At 53.2% G+C, this 14,669-nt stretch carries 14 protein-coding genes; 8 read left to right on the top strand and 6 right to left on the bottom strand.

What is annotated here, in order from left to right:
- Positions 1-3: 3 nt before the first annotated feature.
- Positions 4-1,005, bottom strand: coding sequence for a metallophosphoesterase (locus B7989_RS05935; RefSeq protein ID WP_088627632.1), 1,002 nt, complete (start codon positions 1,003-1,005; stop codon positions 4-6).
- 43 nt (positions 1,006-1,048) lie between these two features.
- Between B7989_RS05935 and B7989_RS05930 the strand changes: the two genes are divergently transcribed.
- The 5 genes from B7989_RS05930 to B7989_RS05910 all read left to right on the top strand — a co-directional run bounded on the left by B7989_RS05930 (position 1,049) and on the right by B7989_RS05910 (position 5,677).
- The gene (locus tag B7989_RS05930; RefSeq protein ID WP_088627691.1) at positions 1,049-2,338 is read left to right on the top strand and encodes a class I SAM-dependent methyltransferase; all 1,290 of its coding nucleotides are present in this window, start codon (positions 1,049-1,051) and stop codon (positions 2,336-2,338) included.
- Positions 2,328-3,005, top strand: a complete 678-nt coding sequence (gene ung / locus B7989_RS05925; RefSeq protein ID WP_088627631.1) for a uracil-DNA glycosylase — start codon at positions 2,328-2,330, stop codon at positions 3,003-3,005. The genes B7989_RS05930 and ung overlap by 11 nt, the downstream gene beginning before the upstream one ends.
- Positions 3,006-3,138: 133 nt before the next feature.
- Positions 3,139-3,462 (top strand): DUF4321 domain-containing protein, encoded by a 324-nt coding sequence (locus B7989_RS05920; protein WP_088627630.1) that lies wholly within the window; start codon positions 3,139-3,141, stop codon positions 3,460-3,462.
- Entirely contained in the window at positions 3,462-4,880 is a 1,419-nt protein-coding gene (gene gatA / locus B7989_RS05915; RefSeq protein ID WP_233144271.1) for an Asp-tRNA(Asn)/Glu-tRNA(Gln) amidotransferase subunit GatA, read from the top strand. The genes B7989_RS05920 and gatA overlap by 1 nt, the downstream gene beginning before the upstream one ends.
- The gene (locus tag B7989_RS05910) at positions 4,880-5,677 is read left to right on the top strand and encodes a hypothetical protein (protein ID WP_088627628.1); all 798 of its coding nucleotides are present in this window, start codon (positions 4,880-4,882) and stop codon (positions 5,675-5,677) included. Before gatA ends, B7989_RS05910 begins: the two co-directional genes overlap by 1 nt.
- Positions 5,678-5,758: 81 nt before the next feature.
- Here B7989_RS05910 and guaB read toward each other — a convergent pair whose 3' ends face one another.
- The 3 genes from guaB to fabV all read right to left on the bottom strand — a co-directional run bounded on the left by guaB (position 5,759) and on the right by fabV (position 9,132).
- Positions 5,759-7,216, bottom strand: coding sequence for an IMP dehydrogenase (gene guaB / locus B7989_RS05905; RefSeq protein WP_072800790.1), 1,458 nt, complete (start codon positions 7,214-7,216; stop codon positions 5,759-5,761).
- Positions 7,217-7,304: 88 nt separating this feature from the next.
- Positions 7,305-7,859 carry an aminoacyl-tRNA hydrolase gene (gene pth / locus B7989_RS05900; protein WP_088627627.1) on the bottom strand — a complete coding sequence of 185 codons (555 nt, stop codon included), beginning with the start codon at positions 7,857-7,859 and terminating at the stop codon, positions 7,305-7,307.
- A 67-nt stretch (positions 7,860-7,926) separates the two neighbouring features.
- Positions 7,927-9,132 (bottom strand): enoyl-ACP reductase FabV, encoded by a 1,206-nt coding sequence (gene fabV, locus B7989_RS05895; protein ID WP_088627626.1) that lies wholly within the window; start codon positions 9,130-9,132, stop codon positions 7,927-7,929.
- Positions 9,133-9,318: 186 nt separating this feature from the next.
- Between fabV and dtd the strand changes: the two genes are divergently transcribed.
- The 3 genes from dtd to B7989_RS05880 are packed head-to-tail and all read left to right on the top strand — an operon-like array spanning position 9,319 to position 12,459.
- The gene (dtd, locus tag B7989_RS05890; protein WP_088627625.1) at positions 9,319-9,753 is read left to right on the top strand and encodes a D-aminoacyl-tRNA deacylase; all 435 of its coding nucleotides are present in this window, start codon (positions 9,319-9,321) and stop codon (positions 9,751-9,753) included.
- A 15-nt stretch (positions 9,754-9,768) separates the two neighbouring features.
- The gene (locus tag B7989_RS05885; protein WP_233144270.1) at positions 9,769-11,565 is read left to right on the top strand and encodes a homoserine O-acetyltransferase; all 1,797 of its coding nucleotides are present in this window, start codon (positions 9,769-9,771) and stop codon (positions 11,563-11,565) included.
- Positions 11,566-11,577: 12 nt separating this feature from the next.
- Positions 11,578-12,459 carry a YicC/YloC family endoribonuclease gene (locus B7989_RS05880; RefSeq protein WP_088627623.1) on the top strand — a complete coding sequence of 294 codons (882 nt, stop codon included), beginning with the start codon at positions 11,578-11,580 and terminating at the stop codon, positions 12,457-12,459.
- Between the two features lie 69 nt (positions 12,460-12,528).
- Here B7989_RS05880 and B7989_RS05875 read toward each other — a convergent pair whose 3' ends face one another.
- Complete coding sequence (locus tag B7989_RS05875; protein WP_233144269.1) at positions 12,529-13,467, bottom strand: FISUMP domain-containing protein; 939 nt, start codon at positions 13,465-13,467, stop codon at positions 12,529-12,531.
- Between the two features lie 37 nt (positions 13,468-13,504).
- On the bottom strand, positions 13,505-14,617 hold the full coding sequence (locus B7989_RS05870; RefSeq protein WP_088627622.1) for a glycosyl hydrolase family 8: 1,113 nt from the start codon (positions 14,615-14,617) through the stop codon (positions 13,505-13,507).
- Positions 14,618-14,669: the final 52 nt, after the last annotated feature.

The following is a 14,669-nucleotide window of genomic DNA, read 5'->3' as shown; positions in this document are numbered from 1 at the left end:
TCTTTATAACGACGAGGCCTCTACCCATACAAACTTACTTTCATCCAGTTTCTGTTCGCCATCAAAGCGGTAGGCCACCAATCGACCATTTCCGCGATATCCGGCTACACTAAAATCGAGACAGCACACATTGTCACGAATCAATTTCGGGAGCCCCGTCAACCAATAATGTCCAAAGAATACGGGGCGTTCGCTTTCGCCGTAAAAATTCCGTGCACGCACCGACGGCAAAACTTCGGATTCTACATCCATCGAAACCCCCGGCTGAAAGCAAAGTTCCCGGAAGCTAGCCTTGGTCGGGTCTAGCCACCAGGCAATACGGGTCTTAATGCGACGAACGCCTTCGGCATCGGTAAAATGTTCGCCTTCGGGCAAAGGCATTTCAGGGCCTTTCAAGAGCGTACTCATGGGCACAAAAAGGCTGTCTTCATATTCAAAATCTTCGTCATTGGCGCGGGCGATGAGTTCATCGAAATTGCCGTCGGCAAAGCAGGTAATGCCTTCACGCCTTAACGCGGCAACGGCATCGACATCAAAGCAGGCATGTTGCGCCCTAAAAGATTCCGTTTCCAGGTAAATCGGCAGCGTCTTCACGAATTCAAGGACATCCATAAATTCCTGCTTACGCCCCACGAAAGAGGTCACCGTCCGCGAATGAATTGCAATCTTGTTAAAGCTGTGTTCGCGTAAAAAGCCGTCTTTAAAACGGTGCAAGACATGGCCGCCACCGGCGCCGTTCTTTTGCCAGAACGAAAGCATGTTGAATTCATGGTTACCCATTAACGCAATCGCCGACCCGGCATCGCGCATGGCACGCACCAAGTTCAACGTTTCGCGTACCTTGGGGCCGCGGTCTACGTAATCGCCCAAGAATACTACCGACCGTTCACCGCCCGGATACCGGAACGCACCTTCGGACTCCACATAGCCCAGCTTTTGCAGCAAGGCGCGGAGTTCATCGCAGTGCCCGTGAACATCGCCGATAAAATCAAGGGAATTATTCATGCCTTGTAATATAATTAAATTCAAAAAAGGTATCTTTGCAAACATGAATTTCTGGGACCTGCTCACCTCTGCCAAGATCCAAGGCTTTATCGAAGAAGCCTTTTCTAAGCGGCTAGACGCCTTGCAGGTTTCCACCTACCTGAATAAGGAAGGTTTCAGTAACGAAGAACGTGCCGCCATCATGGACTACATGGCGCTTGTTCCCAAGTTCCGCGAAAAGTTTTTCGGCGACGCCAAACAAAAAAACGCGTTTCTGCTTTGCGACAAGCTCGCCCTGGAGCAGAGCACCGCAAAAGATATCGGCCGTTGGAAGGCAAACCTTTGGCCAAGCGAAGGCTCCGTTAACGACCTCTGCTGCGGCATGGGTGGCGATAGCCTTTTCTTGCCCGAAACCCTAAAGGTTACCGGCTTCGACCTCGACGAGAACCGCCTCGCCATGTACCGTTACAACATGCAGGCCCTCGGGAAATCCGTAGGCACCCAGTGCTGCGACGTGCGCTCGGTCGAAAACGGGGCCGACTACTTCACCATCGACCCAGCCCGTCGCGCCATCGAAGGCGAAAACCAGCGTGACTTGCGCAATCTGACGCCCACGCTCGAAGAAGTCATTGAAATCAGCAGGCATTACAAGGGCGGCATGGCCAAGCTCCCGCCCGGATACCCGCCGGCTGAAATTCCCAACGGCACCGAGATTCTTTATTTGGGCGGCCACAGCGACTGCCGCGAATGCCTAGTGCTGTTCGGCGCTCTCGCCAAGAATCCGGACACCGTACGCGCCGTCATCATTGACAAGTCGGGCGAATCGCTTGCCGAATGGAGCCGGAAACGCGACCGTTCCTCCGAAACCCTGGACGACGACCTTCAAGAGAAACTGGACAAAAACGACAGCCTCGAAGGCAAAGACCGCACTTACCGCACCGCGACCAGCAAGAGCGACCTGCCCCTCGGCGAAATCAGCCAGTACATCTCGGAACCGGCACCCGTCCTCATTCGAAGCCACCTCTTTAACCAGGCGGTTCTCGCCTGCGACCCAAGCGCCCACCTGATTTCAGAAGGCATCGCCTACGTGGCAAGCGCCACTCCCCTGCCGACCCCCGGGTTTGCCTGCTACGAAGTGCTCGCCCACACCGAAATTGCAACAGGTGCCGTGCGCGCCATGCTTAAAGAACACAACATCGGTAAAATCACGCTCAAGCTCCGCGGCGTAAAGCTCGACCCCGATGCCGAAATCAAGCGTTTAAAACCCAAGGGCAAGGAAACCGCTATATTATTCTACACCCGCGCCTACGGTGAAAAAGTCGCAATACTTGCAAGGAAAGTCAATGTCCGTTAAACTTGAAGAATCCTGGCTGAAGCTGCTCGCCGATCAGTTCGAGCAGCCCTATTTTAAGCAGATCAAAGAAAAACTTCTGCAAGAAAAGGCAGAACACCACGTGGTGTACCCGCCGGGATCCCAGATTTTTGCAGCCCTCGACTTTTGCCCTGTCGATAAGGTCAAGGCCGTCATCATCGGACAAGACCCTTACCACAACCCGGGCCAGGCACACGGGCTCTGCTTCTCCGTACCCATGGGAATCCAGCCGCCCCCCTCGCTCATCAACATCTTCCAGGAACTCCACGACGATTTGGGCATCAATCCGCCCCCGCACGGAAACCTGGAAAGCTGGGCACACCAGGGAATCCTCTTGCTGAACGCATCGCTCACGGTTCGCGCCCACATGGCAGCAAGCCACGCCGGAATCGGTTGGCAACAATTTACAGACACCATCATCAAGCGCCTGTCCGAGACTCGCGAGAACCTGGTATTTTTACTTTGGGGTAGTTTCGCCATCAAAAAACAGGAACTCGTCGCCAAAAATCGCGGCCACCTGATTTTAACGGCCCCGCACCCGAGTCCTTTGTCAGCGTATCGAGGCTTCTTCGGATGTAAACATTTTAGTAAAGCAAACGAATATTTAAAGAGCAAGGGCCTGGAACCCATCGACTGGAGCATTAAGTAGATGAGCAATGTGAGATGAGTAATTAAAACGCAGAATGTAAAATTAAATTTTTCATTCAGTATTGATCTCATTACACATTCTTCATCACACATTACTCATTTTTAGCAGTCCACTATTTTCTATATTAGCACCCATGAATCGAAATAATACTTTTGGCCGTTTATTGGTTTTTATCGTGCTTGGCCTGATTATCGGCGGAATCCTTGGCGAATGCCTCGGTGTGCTGTTCGGTCAGCTTGGCGAACTGATGAATGCTGGTGGATACAACAACGTCGTCCACAACTTCTTCGTTTCGTCCTTTAACCTCAACATCGGTTTTGCCGACAGACCCGAACCGGTAATCCTCGACCTGTATCTCGTCAGGTTTGCCTTCGGTGTGGGCATCAAGCTGAACGTGGTAAGCGTTATCGGCATGATCCTCGGCATCTACATCATGAAATGGTCCGGAGGAAAGTAATGGAGACCATCCAAGAATTGAGCGACAAGCTCGCCAACGGCAGCAAGACTGCCGTGGCCCTCGCTGAAGAATCCCTCGCAAAGATTGAATCTACCAAGAATTTAAATGCATACATTAGCGTCTTGAACGAACGCGCCCTTCAAAAGGCAGCCGAATCCGACAAGCGCCGCGCTGAAGGCAAGACTTTGGGCGCCCTCGACGGTATCCCCGTCGCCGTGAAGGACAATATGTGCATCGAAGGCACGCGCACGACCGCCGCCTCCAAGATTCTTGAAAACTTTGTTGCCCCCTACACCGCTACCGCTATCGAAAAGCTCGAAGCCGCCGGCGCCGTGATCGTTGGAAAAACGAACATGGACGAATTCGCCATGGGTTCCAGCAACGAAACTTCTTATTTCGGCAAGGTCATCAACCCGCTCGACGAATCCCGCGTTCCGGGAGGCTCCAGTGGCGGTTCGGCCGTAGCCGTGGCCAGTGGCACGGTCGCCTGTGCTCTTGGCTCCGACACCGGTGGATCTATTCGTCAGCCCGCTGCCTGCACAGGCGTTGTGGGCCTCAAGCCCACCTACGGCCGCGTATCCCGTTATGGCTTACTCGCTTACGCTAGCTCTTTGGACCAGATCGGTCCCTTCGGTGCAACCGTTAAAGATGCCGCCACGCTCCTCGGCGCCATCTGCGGTATCGACCCGCACGACAACACCACCAGCACTCGCCCGACCGAAGACTTTACCGCAAAGCTCGACGCCGGCATCAAGGGCAAGGTGATTGGCGTTCCCAAGGAATACTTTGGCGAAGGTCTCGACGCCGAATGCAAGGCCGCTATCGAAGGCATGCTGAAAAAACTTGAAGCCGAAGGCGCTACCCTCAAGGAAATCAGCCTTCCGCACATCAGCTACGCCGTGTCCAGCTACTACATCATTGCAACCGCCGAAGCTAGCTCGAACCTTTCCCGCTACGACGGCGTTCGCTACGGCTACCGCAGCAAAGAAGCCCGCAAGCTCTTTGACCTGTACGCCAAGTCCCGCAGCGAAGGTTTCGGCAAGGAAGTCCAGCGCCGTATTCTTCTCGGCAGCTACGTGCTTTCCGCAGGCTTCTACGACGCCTACTACGTGCAGGCCCAGAAGGTCCGTCGCTTGATTACCGACGACTTCAACAAGGCATTCGAAAGCTGCGACGTGATCGCAAGCCCCACCATGCCGGGTCTCCCGCTCAAGTGCGGCACGAACGAATCCGACCCGATGGCCGTGTACCTCAGCGACATCTACACCGTGAGCCTGAACCTTTCCGGCCTCCCGGGCGTGAGCGTGCCGTGTGGCATGGCCGGCGGACTCCCCGTGGGCCTCCAGTGGATCGGCAAGCCGTTCCAGGAAGCCGACCTGCTCAGCGTCGCAGCCGCTACAGAAGCTTTGAACAAGTAATGAAGACTCTCATCAAGGCAATCTCGCTCGTCGTTGCACTCCTCGCGCCGATCTCATTCGCGCAGGAGTCCAGCTCGTCGGCAAATGAATTGTCATCGGCAGTTGAATCGTCGTCGGAAGACGCCTTCGCTTCGATCATGGATCAGAAGTTTGCTCCCGAAGACGACGCCAGTTCTGCCGCAGGCGCCGGCGAAACCGAAGCCTTGGCGACAACGGCATCATCGTCATCGGCGGCCGAAGAATCTTCATCCTCCAGCGGCGACGGAGGACTCGTCCTCATTGGCGCAGAATCCAGTTCGTCAGAGCGTATGGTCTACGGCAGGGACGCCCCCGTCTACACGTTCGTCGTCACCGCGGGCATCAAATCCCCGAGCCGCGGCATCGTCTCGCTTGAATACGTCGTTGCGCAGGAAATCTTCAACGTAGGAGTGCATTTCACCGACTACACGGAAGATATTTTCCAGGTCGGCATCTCGCTCATCTACTACCCCATGGAATCCCGCTACTTCTACACGTTCCTGACTTCCGACTGGATTCACGGCGAATACGACAGGGAACGCGACATCGGCACAGGCGTCTACAAGGAATACACCGAGACGGTGAACTACTGGCGAGTCGTGCTGGGTATCGGTGCGGAAGTGCTGTTCGTGAAGCATTTCGGTGCCTACGTAGAAGCCGGTTTCGAATTCTTCGCCGGAGACGGCAGTTACTACACGAACCTGAACAAGGAATACGGCTATCTCGACAACAACAAGATCGTATTGCCCCTCGGTATAGGTCTCACGTTCCCGTTCTAGGATTAGCTCAGTTCCATTTGCAAAACAAATAAAAACCCGCGATTTGAATCGCGGGCTTTTTTATACATCGAAATAGCGGAATTAGTCGCCAGTCCTGTAGTTCGGAGCTTCCTTCGTGATGGTTACATCATGCGGATGAGATTCACGGAGGCCTGCGCCCGTGATACGGACAAAGGTTGCCTTCTTGTAGAGTTCTTCGAGGTTAGCAGCACCGGCATAACCCATGGCAGAGTGAATACCGCCAATCAGCTGGTAAACGGTGTCGCGGAGCGGTCCCTTGTAGGGCACGCGGCCTTCGATGCCTTCCGGAACGAACTTGCGCGGTTCCTGGACGCCACCCTGGAAGTAACGGTCAGCGGAGCCAGCCTTCATGGCGCCGAGAGAACCCATGCCGCGGTAGCTCTTGTAGCTACGGCCATCAGCGAGAATCACTTCGCCCGGAGCTTCTTCGGTACCGGCAAACAGGGAGCCCACCATCACGGCGTGACCACCAGCAGCGAGAGCCTTCACGATGTCGCCAGAGAACTTGAGGCCACCGTCAGCGATAATCTTCACGCCGACCTTGCGGGCCATCTTACCGCATTCCACAACAGCGGAGAACTGCGGGTAACCCACACCAGCCACGATACGCGTGGTGCAGATGGAACCCGGACCGATACCCACCTTGACGATGTTGGCACCGCACTTGGCGAGTTCTTCCACGGCTTCCGGCGTGCAAACGTTACCGGCGCAAATCGTGAGCTTCGGATATTTCTTGCGAACGGTCTTCACCATGTTGCGCACACCGATGTGGTGGCCGTGAGCCGTATCGATAATCAACAGGTCAACGCCGGCGTCCACGAGGGCAGCCACGCGTTCGAGAGTATTTGCAGAAGTGCTGACAGCGGCACCCACGAGCAACTGGCCATTCTTGTCGAGGCTAGCGTTCGGGTTGTTTTCGCGCTTCAAGATGTCAGTCATCGTGATAAGGCCCTTCAAGGCACCGGAAGCGTCCACCAACGGGAGCTTTTCAATGCGCTTTTCGGCGAGGATTTCCTTCGCCTTGGCGAGGCTCACCTTCGGGCTTGCCGTCACCGGATTCTTGGTCATCACGGCACGGATCTTCACGTTCATGTCGCTAACGGTGCGAAGGTCACGGCTCGTAAGCATACCGACGAGCTTACCCTTGGAAAGAATCGGGAAACCGCTCACCTTGTTACGGGCGCGGAGTTCAAAAGCAGCAGACACAGGTTCGTCGGCGTCGAGGGTCACCGGATTGGTCACAATACCGGACTGCCAACGCTTGACCTTGCGGACTTCTTCGGCCTGGTCTTCGATGCTCATGTTCTTGTGGATAATGCCGAGACCACCCTGCAAAGCCAAAGAAATGGCGAGCGGAGCCGTCGTCACGGTATCCATAGCGGCACTGATAATAGGAATGTTCAGCTTGATATTCGGAGCGAGCTGAGTGCTCACATCGGTCTGAGCCGGAAGAACAGAAGATTCAGCGGGAACAAGGAGGACGTCGTCAAACGTCAAAGCTTCTGGCAAAAGTTTCATAAAGTACCTCTTTTGCGCATAGAATATAGTAATTTTCACGCGCAAATCCTAGCTCTATACCGCTAGAAATATTGTAAAAAGTCGGTTTTTACTTCCCGTTATAGCGTTCCATGCACTTTTCGATGCCGAACTTGAAGTAGCATTCCACGAGTGCGGGGACCTTGGCGATCGCCTCGTCAAAGGCCGGGCGGTCTTCGGGCGGGAATTTCGCCAGCACCCAGTTGGAAAGGTCATACTTGGGCGGGCACTTTCCCACGCCAAAGCGGATTCGCGGGAACTTGTCGCCCACATGCTCAATGATATTGCGGAGCCCGTTTTGACCGCCGTGACTACCGTCCTTGCGGCAACGGATACGACCTACATCCAAATTAATGTCGTCGCTAAAGACGAGCAGGTGGTCCGTTTTCACCTTGTACCATGTCATCAAGGCCTGCACGGCCTCGCCCGAGAGGTTCATGTACGTCTGCGGCTTAGCGAGCAGGCATTCCTCGCCCGCGATGTTCACCTTCATGGTGAGCGCCTTATGTTCGCTTTTCCAGTCCTTGCTCGAATCAGCAAGTTTTTCGACCGCCATAAAACCGGCGTTGTGATGTGTGTTAGAATACTGAGTACCAGGATTCCCGAGACCAACAATAATATACATGCCCCAAATATAAAAAAAAGACGCGGTTTTACCCGCGCCTTTTTAGCTTCACAACATAAGACTCTAGTTAAATCGTCTCGACGCTCTTCACGTCGGCGCTGTAATCCACGCCTTCAATATCAAAGCCGTTCGTGGCCAAGAAGTCGTGGCGGTAGCCTTCGAGGTCGCCCACCTGCGCCAAGTTTTCTTGCGTGATGGTCGCCATGCGCTTGTTCACTTCTTCTTGCACCTTCGGGTCCAATTCCCAATCGTCAATGCGGATCAGGTTATTTTCATCAGTAGGAACGGCGCAGCCCGTATAAAGGCGTTCGTTCATCAGGCGTTCCATCTGTTCGATGCAGCCTTCATGTGTTCCCTGTTCCTTCATCACCTTGAAGAGCACCGAAAGATACAGCGGGATAATCGGAATCACGGCGCTGGAACGAGTCACCAGGCCCTTGTTCACGGACACGTAGGCTTCACCCTTCAAGTCGCGTTCAAGTTCTGCATTCAATTCGCGCGCGGTTGCTTCCAAGTGCTTCTTGGCGCCACCGATGGTACCGTCGCGGTAAATCGCATGAGAAAGTTTCGGGCCGATGTAAGAATAAGCCACTGTCTTAATACCTTCAGCAAGCACGCCGGCATCCTTCAGCTGACGCACCCAAAGCGCCCAGTCTTCGCCACCCATCACCTTCACGGTGTTGGCCATTTCTTCTTCGTTGGCGGGTTCTGCGCTAATCGTGCTGATCTTGCCCGTCATGCAGTCAATCGTTGCGCCCGAAAAAGTTTCGCCTATCGGCTTCAACACGCTGCGATAAAGCGTTCCGTTGTCCGGATCCACGCGCACGCTCGATGCCACGCTGTACACCAGCAAATCGACCTTACGACCCATCTTGTTCAAGGTGTCAATCACATTCTTGCGCATTTCATGGGAGAAAGCATCGCCATTAAAAGTTACCGATTCAAGGCCCGCTTCATGAGCGAACTTGTCAAAAGCCATGTTGTTATACCAGCCAGGCGTACCCGGTTTCTGGCGAGGTTCATCAGCACCTTCTTTTTCAAACGACACACCGATTGTCGCGGCACCGAATTCAAACGCCGCCGAAATTCGGCTAGCAAGTCCATAACCGGTCGAACATCCCAACACCAGAACCGTCTTCGGAGCATCTTTCGGGGTACCACGTTCAGCGCGCTTCTTTTGTACGTATTCAATCTGGCGCTTCACATCCATGGCGCAGCCTTGAGGGTGAGCGTTCACGCACATATTGCTGCGGATCATCGGTTCAATCACCATCTTTACACCTTTTTCTTAACTATTTGTTTACAAACCGCGCCAAATTTAGAAAAGAATGGATTTTTTCCCACCCTTTTGGAGCACACCCCCTCAATTTTGTAAGGAAAATATAATTTTATAAGATTTCTGACAGATTCCGCCGTTCCCTGGGGCTGCTATAGGAATTTTTTATTATTTTACAGGCCTATGAAATTTCTGATTCAACGCGTTTTGAACGCCCAAGTCGATATCGACGGCGAGACCGTCGGAAAAATCGGCAAGGGCTATATGATCCTTATCGGAGTGGGTGAAGACGACACCAAAGAAATTGCCGACCGCTACATCCGCAAAATGCTTGCACTCCGCATCTTCGCCGACGAAAACGGAAAGACAAATCTTTCGATTAAAGATGTCGGCGGCGAACTCCTGCTGGTTTCACAATTTACTTTATACGCAAATTGCAACAAAGGAAACCGCCCCACGTTCAACGGAGCCGGGAACCCCACCCTAGCAAGCGAGCTATATGATTATATTATAGCGGAATGCAAAAAAGAGATACCAAACGTGCAAACAGGGCGCTTCGGCGCTGACATGCAGGTGAGTTTAACCAACGACGGACCGTTTACGATTATGTTGGAATAAGCTATATTTATGCATATGAGTGAATTTTTGCATAAATATAGCGTCGGCCCAGTGGTGCCCCAAACCTTTACGAAGGATTACGGGGACGAGGGTTTTAAGCTCGAAAGTGGCAAGACCCTTCCGGCGCTGACCATCCGTTACGAAACGTACGGAACGCTAAACGCCGACAAAAGCAATGTTGTCTGGGTGTGTTCTCCACTTACAGCAGACGCTCACGTTGCCGGCTACTATACCGAAAACGACAAGAAACCCGGTTGGTGGGACGCCCTGATTGGCCCCGGAAAGCCGGTCGATACAGACAAGTTCTTTGTCGTGTGCAGTAACATTTTGGGTGGCTGCAAAGGCACCACAGGCCCTGCAACCATTAACCCCCGCACAGGCAAACCCTACGGCAGCACCTTCCCGATGATTACCATCGGCGACATGGTGAACGCCCAGCGAGAACTCGCCAAGGGACTCGGCATCGATCAGCTCTGCTGCGTGATTGGCGGTTCCATGGGTGGTTTCCAGGCCATGAAATGGGCCATCTACTATCCGGACCTTGTTCGCCGTTGCATCGTGATTGCAAGCTCTCCGCGATTCAGCAGCCAGGCGCTCGGTTTTGAAATCGTCGCCCGCGACGTGATTACCCAAGACCCGAATTTTAACGGTGGCGACTACTACGAATCGGCTCACCCCGATGTCGGTCTTTCGAACGCCCGCAAGCTAGCCCACATTACCTACCTCAGTGCCGTGGGCATGGAACAAAAATTCAAGCGCGCCCAAGACCAGGAAAGCCGTAACCACGCAGTCACCTACAGCACACCTTTCGACCTGAACCTTCCGCTCGAAAGCTACCTGCGCTACCAGGGTGCCAAATTCGTAGACCGCTTCGACGCCAATAGCTACCTGCATATTGCACACGCAACCGACAGCTTCGATCTCGAAACGGAATACGGTTCCCTTGAAAACGCATTCAAGGGCGTAAAGGCTGAATTCCTGAACGTAAACCTGAGTACCGACTGGCTTTTCCCGCCGCATGAATCGCGCCGCATTACAAGTGCACTTCTGAATGCCGGCAAAGTAGTGACAAGCCTCGAGCTCGACACGCAATTCGGTCACGACGGATTCCTTATTGAAGTCGGCGACCTCGGCAAGGCTGTTGGCCGTTTCCTCGACAGTAAGATTATTCCGACCAAAACCGAAACGCAGGTCATGCCTGTTTTCCACGACACCGAAGACTTCGACTTCATCGGAAGCCTCGTCAAGGAAAACAGCAAGGTGCTCGACCTCGGCTGCGGTAACGGCGAACTTCTCGATTTCTTGAACAAGAAAAAGCATGTTGAAGTTCTCGGTATCGAGCGCAACTTCAAGAGCATCATGGATTGCCTCGAAAACGATGTGCCCGTGATCCAGCGCGACCTTGACGAAAGCGGCATTCGCGATTTCAAGGACGGCAGCTTCGATTACGCCATCATCAACCGCACCATTCAAGAAATCCGCGACCCGGTGGCTCTCTTGAACGAACTTCTGCGTGTAGCCAAGCGCGCCATCGTGACCTTCCCGAATTTCGGTCACTGGACAACCCGCGGAAGCCTGATGCTGCACGGACGTATGCCGAAATCCAAGGAATTACCGTACGAATGGTATGACACGCCGAATATCCGCCTCTTGACGGTGAAGGATTTCCATACCCTTTGCGACAAGGAAGGCTTGAAAATCGAAACTATCAGCTACCAGAACGAACACAAGCTCAGCAAGTTCCTGACTGCGATCGGTTTTGCAAACTTCGGCGCGGAACACGTGATAGCAATGGTCAGTAAAAAGGCTTAATAAGGATTAATTATGGCTATTTTATCGATGACGGGGTTTGGAAAGAGCGAGTCCATGTACCAGGGTGCAAGCTGCGTGATTGAAGTCCGCAGCGTGAACAACCGCTTTTTGGACATCTCCTGCAAGTTGCCCAAGAACTTGGCCTACCTCGAAAACAGCTTCAAGAACCAAATCAAGGACAAACTGGTCCGCGGCTCCGTCATCTTTAGCGTGACGCTTGGCGCAGGCACCGGCGGAAATATTCCGGTTTCCTACAACGAAGCTGCCATTAAAAAGTTTGTCGAAATCACGCACGCCATGCAGCTGAAGTACCACATTGCAGGCGATATCCAGTTGGAACATATTCTGGCCCTCCCCGAAGTATTGCAATTCACCGATGCCGACGCCGACTCCGAAGCGCTTGAAAAGCACCTCGCCGCCGAACTCGACAAGGCTCTCGACCAGGTGAACGAAATGCGCGCTAAGGAAGGCGCCAACCTCGCTCGCGATCTCGAAGGCCGCGTAAATCACTTGAACGCCGTTCTCGACAAGATCGAAGTTCTTGATCCGCAGCGCATCGAAGTGTGGAAGGACAAGTTCAAGGAACGCATCAACGTGCTCCTGAAGGATAGCGAAATCGACGACGTCCGCCTGCTGCAGGAAGCCTGCATCATGGCCGACAAGCTCGACATTCACGAAGAAATCACACGCTTCCGCAGCCACAACAAGCTTTTCCTGAACGCCCTCAAGGAAGGCGGCGCCCAGGGTAAGAACCTCGGATTTATTCTGCAAGAAATGGGCCGCGAAGCCAACACCCTCGGCACCAAGTGCCAGAGTGCTGACATCGCCGCCCTTGCCATCGAGCTCAAGAACGAAGTCGAATGCATCCGCGAGCAATCGCTTAACATTGCTTAATCGCGACTCATTTCAAACCATTAAAAAAGGCGCTCATCAGAGCGCCTTTCTTTTCATTCTTAAATCTGCTTAGTCCTTAATGCAACGCAAACTGGCGCCGTATTCCGGATTGAACTTTTCAAACTTCGCGATATCCTTGTCGTGGAAGAACACGAGCACTTCGCCTTCAGCCGTCCAGAAGAAAGCCTTCTGACCGGCGGCTTCGAACTTGCGTTCTTTCAGCGGAACATCGCTCTTTGCAAAGTGCGCGCCACCGGCCTTGGCACCGAATCCGAGTTCATCCTTGCCGTTGCCGTAGTTGTTGGTACCCTTGATCGGATCCCAGCCGTAGCCCGCCTTCAGCACGACACCCACCGGCTTTTCCTTGCCCGCAAAAGTGAGCAATTCATTCCATTCCTGCTTGGTCGGCATGTGGAAGCCTTCAAGGCAAGCCTTCTTGGCGTTTTCAAAATTGTAGAGACGGCCCCAGTGATTGCACTGCGAGCAAAGCGAACCCGATGCCGTGCCATAGTTCATGTTTTCGGCCGTCCAAAGCTGCGAACCAATACGAATCCATTCGTAGGCGTAGCCATCACGCGGATCCTTGTAAGAACCGCTCGTGGCCGGTTCGCCCGATTCATCGAAATATTCGCCGAATGCAATCTGCTTGTTCTGCTTGTATTCCGCCTTCGAGGCAATCTTGCCATTCTTGTGGTAGCGAATCACCGTGCCTTCGATATAGCCGTCGACGTAATTGTATTCCGCTTCGGGAATGCCGTCTTCGTAATATTCCTTCACCACCCCTTCGCGGCGATCGTTCACGTAATTGGCTTCACGCTTTACGTTACCGTTTTCGTAGTATTCCTTTTCCGGACCTTGTTTCTTGTCCTTGACATAGGTCGTCTCGATACGGATTTTTCCACTGGGGTAATTTTCAACGCGCACGTCCTCGCACGCGCTAAAAATCATGGCCGAAGCGAATACGCCCGCAAGAACCACCGGACGTACCATGTAATTCAGTTTATTCATCTTGTATTCCTTTTTCTATAACCCACATGTGCCGTTTTTAAATACGAATCTTTCCCGCCGTAGCCAAAAGACCCAGCATATAAAGCATTCCATCGTAATAACGCCAGAAACGGTAAGGCACCGAAAGCGCCGCCAAGTCCTTCACGAACGGCTTGATACGCGGATCGTCCGTCGGGAGCACCTGGGTTGCAGCCGCATTCATGGCAATCACGCCCGGTGTGGCATTACGGCCGGGACGCGGGAAATCGCTGCCATCAATGGCGTAGTCTGCCAAGTAAGGGCGCTTGCTGTTAAAGAAGTTGAGAATCTTTTCGCAGATCTGCTTTTCGCACTCGTGCCCGCGGAACAGCGCATAGTCCAAGCTCAAATTCATCGCCACGCGCCAAGCATCCCCGCTAAAGCAATCACTTTCGGGGTACCAGGGGGTCGCCCTTGGCGTTCCGTCGTATTCGGAATATTCACTGCAAAGGCCCGTCACCGGGTGAGCCGCCTTTTGAATGTATTCAAGGCTGTTGTTCGCAATCGTGAGCCAGGTCTCGTCGCCTGTGGCCTCGGCAAAGGCGCGGTAGAAAGCAATGGTATTGTAGCTCGGGTCGGTAAAATCGTTACCCAGCACCGGCGAGAACTTCACCAAGTTGCGTTCCGGGTCAATAATCGGGCCCACAATTCCGTTATTCGGCTTATTGCGCATCCAGTTAATCAGGCCCACCGCTTCGTCCTTGAGGTCAGGACGATTAAACTTTTCGGCTGCAATCAAAAGGGCCATGGCAAAGTATTCTTCGCCATCGGGAGCAGCACCCGGGTCCATCTTGCTGAAATCGGTCGTAGAAACCTGCCACCCAAAATAACCCACATGCGGACCGTCGTCGTTTCTCAAGTAACGCTTGGAAAAATTCCAGAGCTTGTCAAACTGACGTTCATGGCCCGTGAGCGCCGTAATGTACATGCCGTAGCTCATGCCTTCGGAGCGGATGTCGTCGTGACCGATATCGATGATATAGCTCATGTCGTCGGAGGCGTCAAAGCAGACTCGTTCATCAATCGGGTCACCTTCGAATAACTTGCTATAGGCATTTTGTATAAGCTGGTTTGCAAAGTTCGGACCGTAGCCAGCCTCAACAAACATATCGCGCGGAGTCAATCGTTCCATCTTAATCCTTTAAGTTTTTTTACCACAAACTACCTATTCCATAAGATAAATA

Source organism: Fibrobacter sp. UWB5, assembly GCF_002210295.1.
Classification (GTDB): domain Bacteria; phylum Fibrobacterota; class Fibrobacteria; order Fibrobacterales; family Fibrobacteraceae; genus Fibrobacter.
The sequence above is the reverse complement of the archived record's forward strand: the minus strand, read 5'-3'. Positions and strand labels throughout refer to the sequence as shown.

What these genes read in the sequence shown, in the direction of transcription:
- B7989_RS05935 (WP_088627632.1), bottom strand. Translation starts at nt 1,005, where the DNA reads ATGAATAATTCCCTTGATTTTATCGGCGATGTTCACGGGCACTGCGAT.
- B7989_RS05930 (WP_088627691.1), top strand. Translation starts at nt 1,049, where the DNA reads ATGAATTTCTGGGACCTGCTCACCTCTGCCAAGATCCAAGGCTTTATC.
- ung (WP_088627631.1), top strand. Translation starts at nt 2,328, where the DNA reads ATGTCCGTTAAACTTGAAGAATCCTGGCTGAAGCTGCTCGCCGATCAG.
- B7989_RS05920 (WP_088627630.1), top strand. Translation starts at nt 3,139, where the DNA reads ATGAATCGAAATAATACTTTTGGCCGTTTATTGGTTTTTATCGTGCTT.
- gatA (WP_233144271.1), top strand. Translation starts at nt 3,462, where the DNA reads ATGGAGACCATCCAAGAATTGAGCGACAAGCTCGCCAACGGCAGCAAG.
- B7989_RS05910 (WP_088627628.1), top strand. Translation starts at nt 4,880, where the DNA reads ATGAAGACTCTCATCAAGGCAATCTCGCTCGTCGTTGCACTCCTCGCG.
- guaB (WP_072800790.1), bottom strand. Translation starts at nt 7,216, where the DNA reads ATGAAACTTTTGCCAGAAGCTTTGACGTTTGACGACGTCCTCCTTGTT.
- pth (WP_088627627.1), bottom strand. Translation starts at nt 7,859, where the DNA reads ATGTATATTATTGTTGGTCTCGGGAATCCTGGTACTCAGTATTCTAAC.
- fabV (WP_088627626.1), bottom strand. Translation starts at nt 9,132, where the DNA reads ATGGTGATTGAACCGATGATCCGCAGCAATATGTGCGTGAACGCTCAC.
- dtd (WP_088627625.1), top strand. Translation starts at nt 9,319, where the DNA reads ATGAAATTTCTGATTCAACGCGTTTTGAACGCCCAAGTCGATATCGAC.
- B7989_RS05885 (WP_233144270.1), top strand. Translation starts at nt 9,769, where the DNA reads ATGAGTGAATTTTTGCATAAATATAGCGTCGGCCCAGTGGTGCCCCAA.
- B7989_RS05880 (WP_088627623.1), top strand. Translation starts at nt 11,578, where the DNA reads ATGGCTATTTTATCGATGACGGGGTTTGGAAAGAGCGAGTCCATGTAC.
- B7989_RS05875 (WP_233144269.1), bottom strand. Translation starts at nt 13,467, where the DNA reads ATGAATAAACTGAATTACATGGTACGTCCGGTGGTTCTTGCGGGCGTA.
- B7989_RS05870 (WP_088627622.1), bottom strand. Translation starts at nt 14,617, where the DNA reads ATGGAACGATTGACTCCGCGCGATATGTTTGTTGAGGCTGGCTACGGT.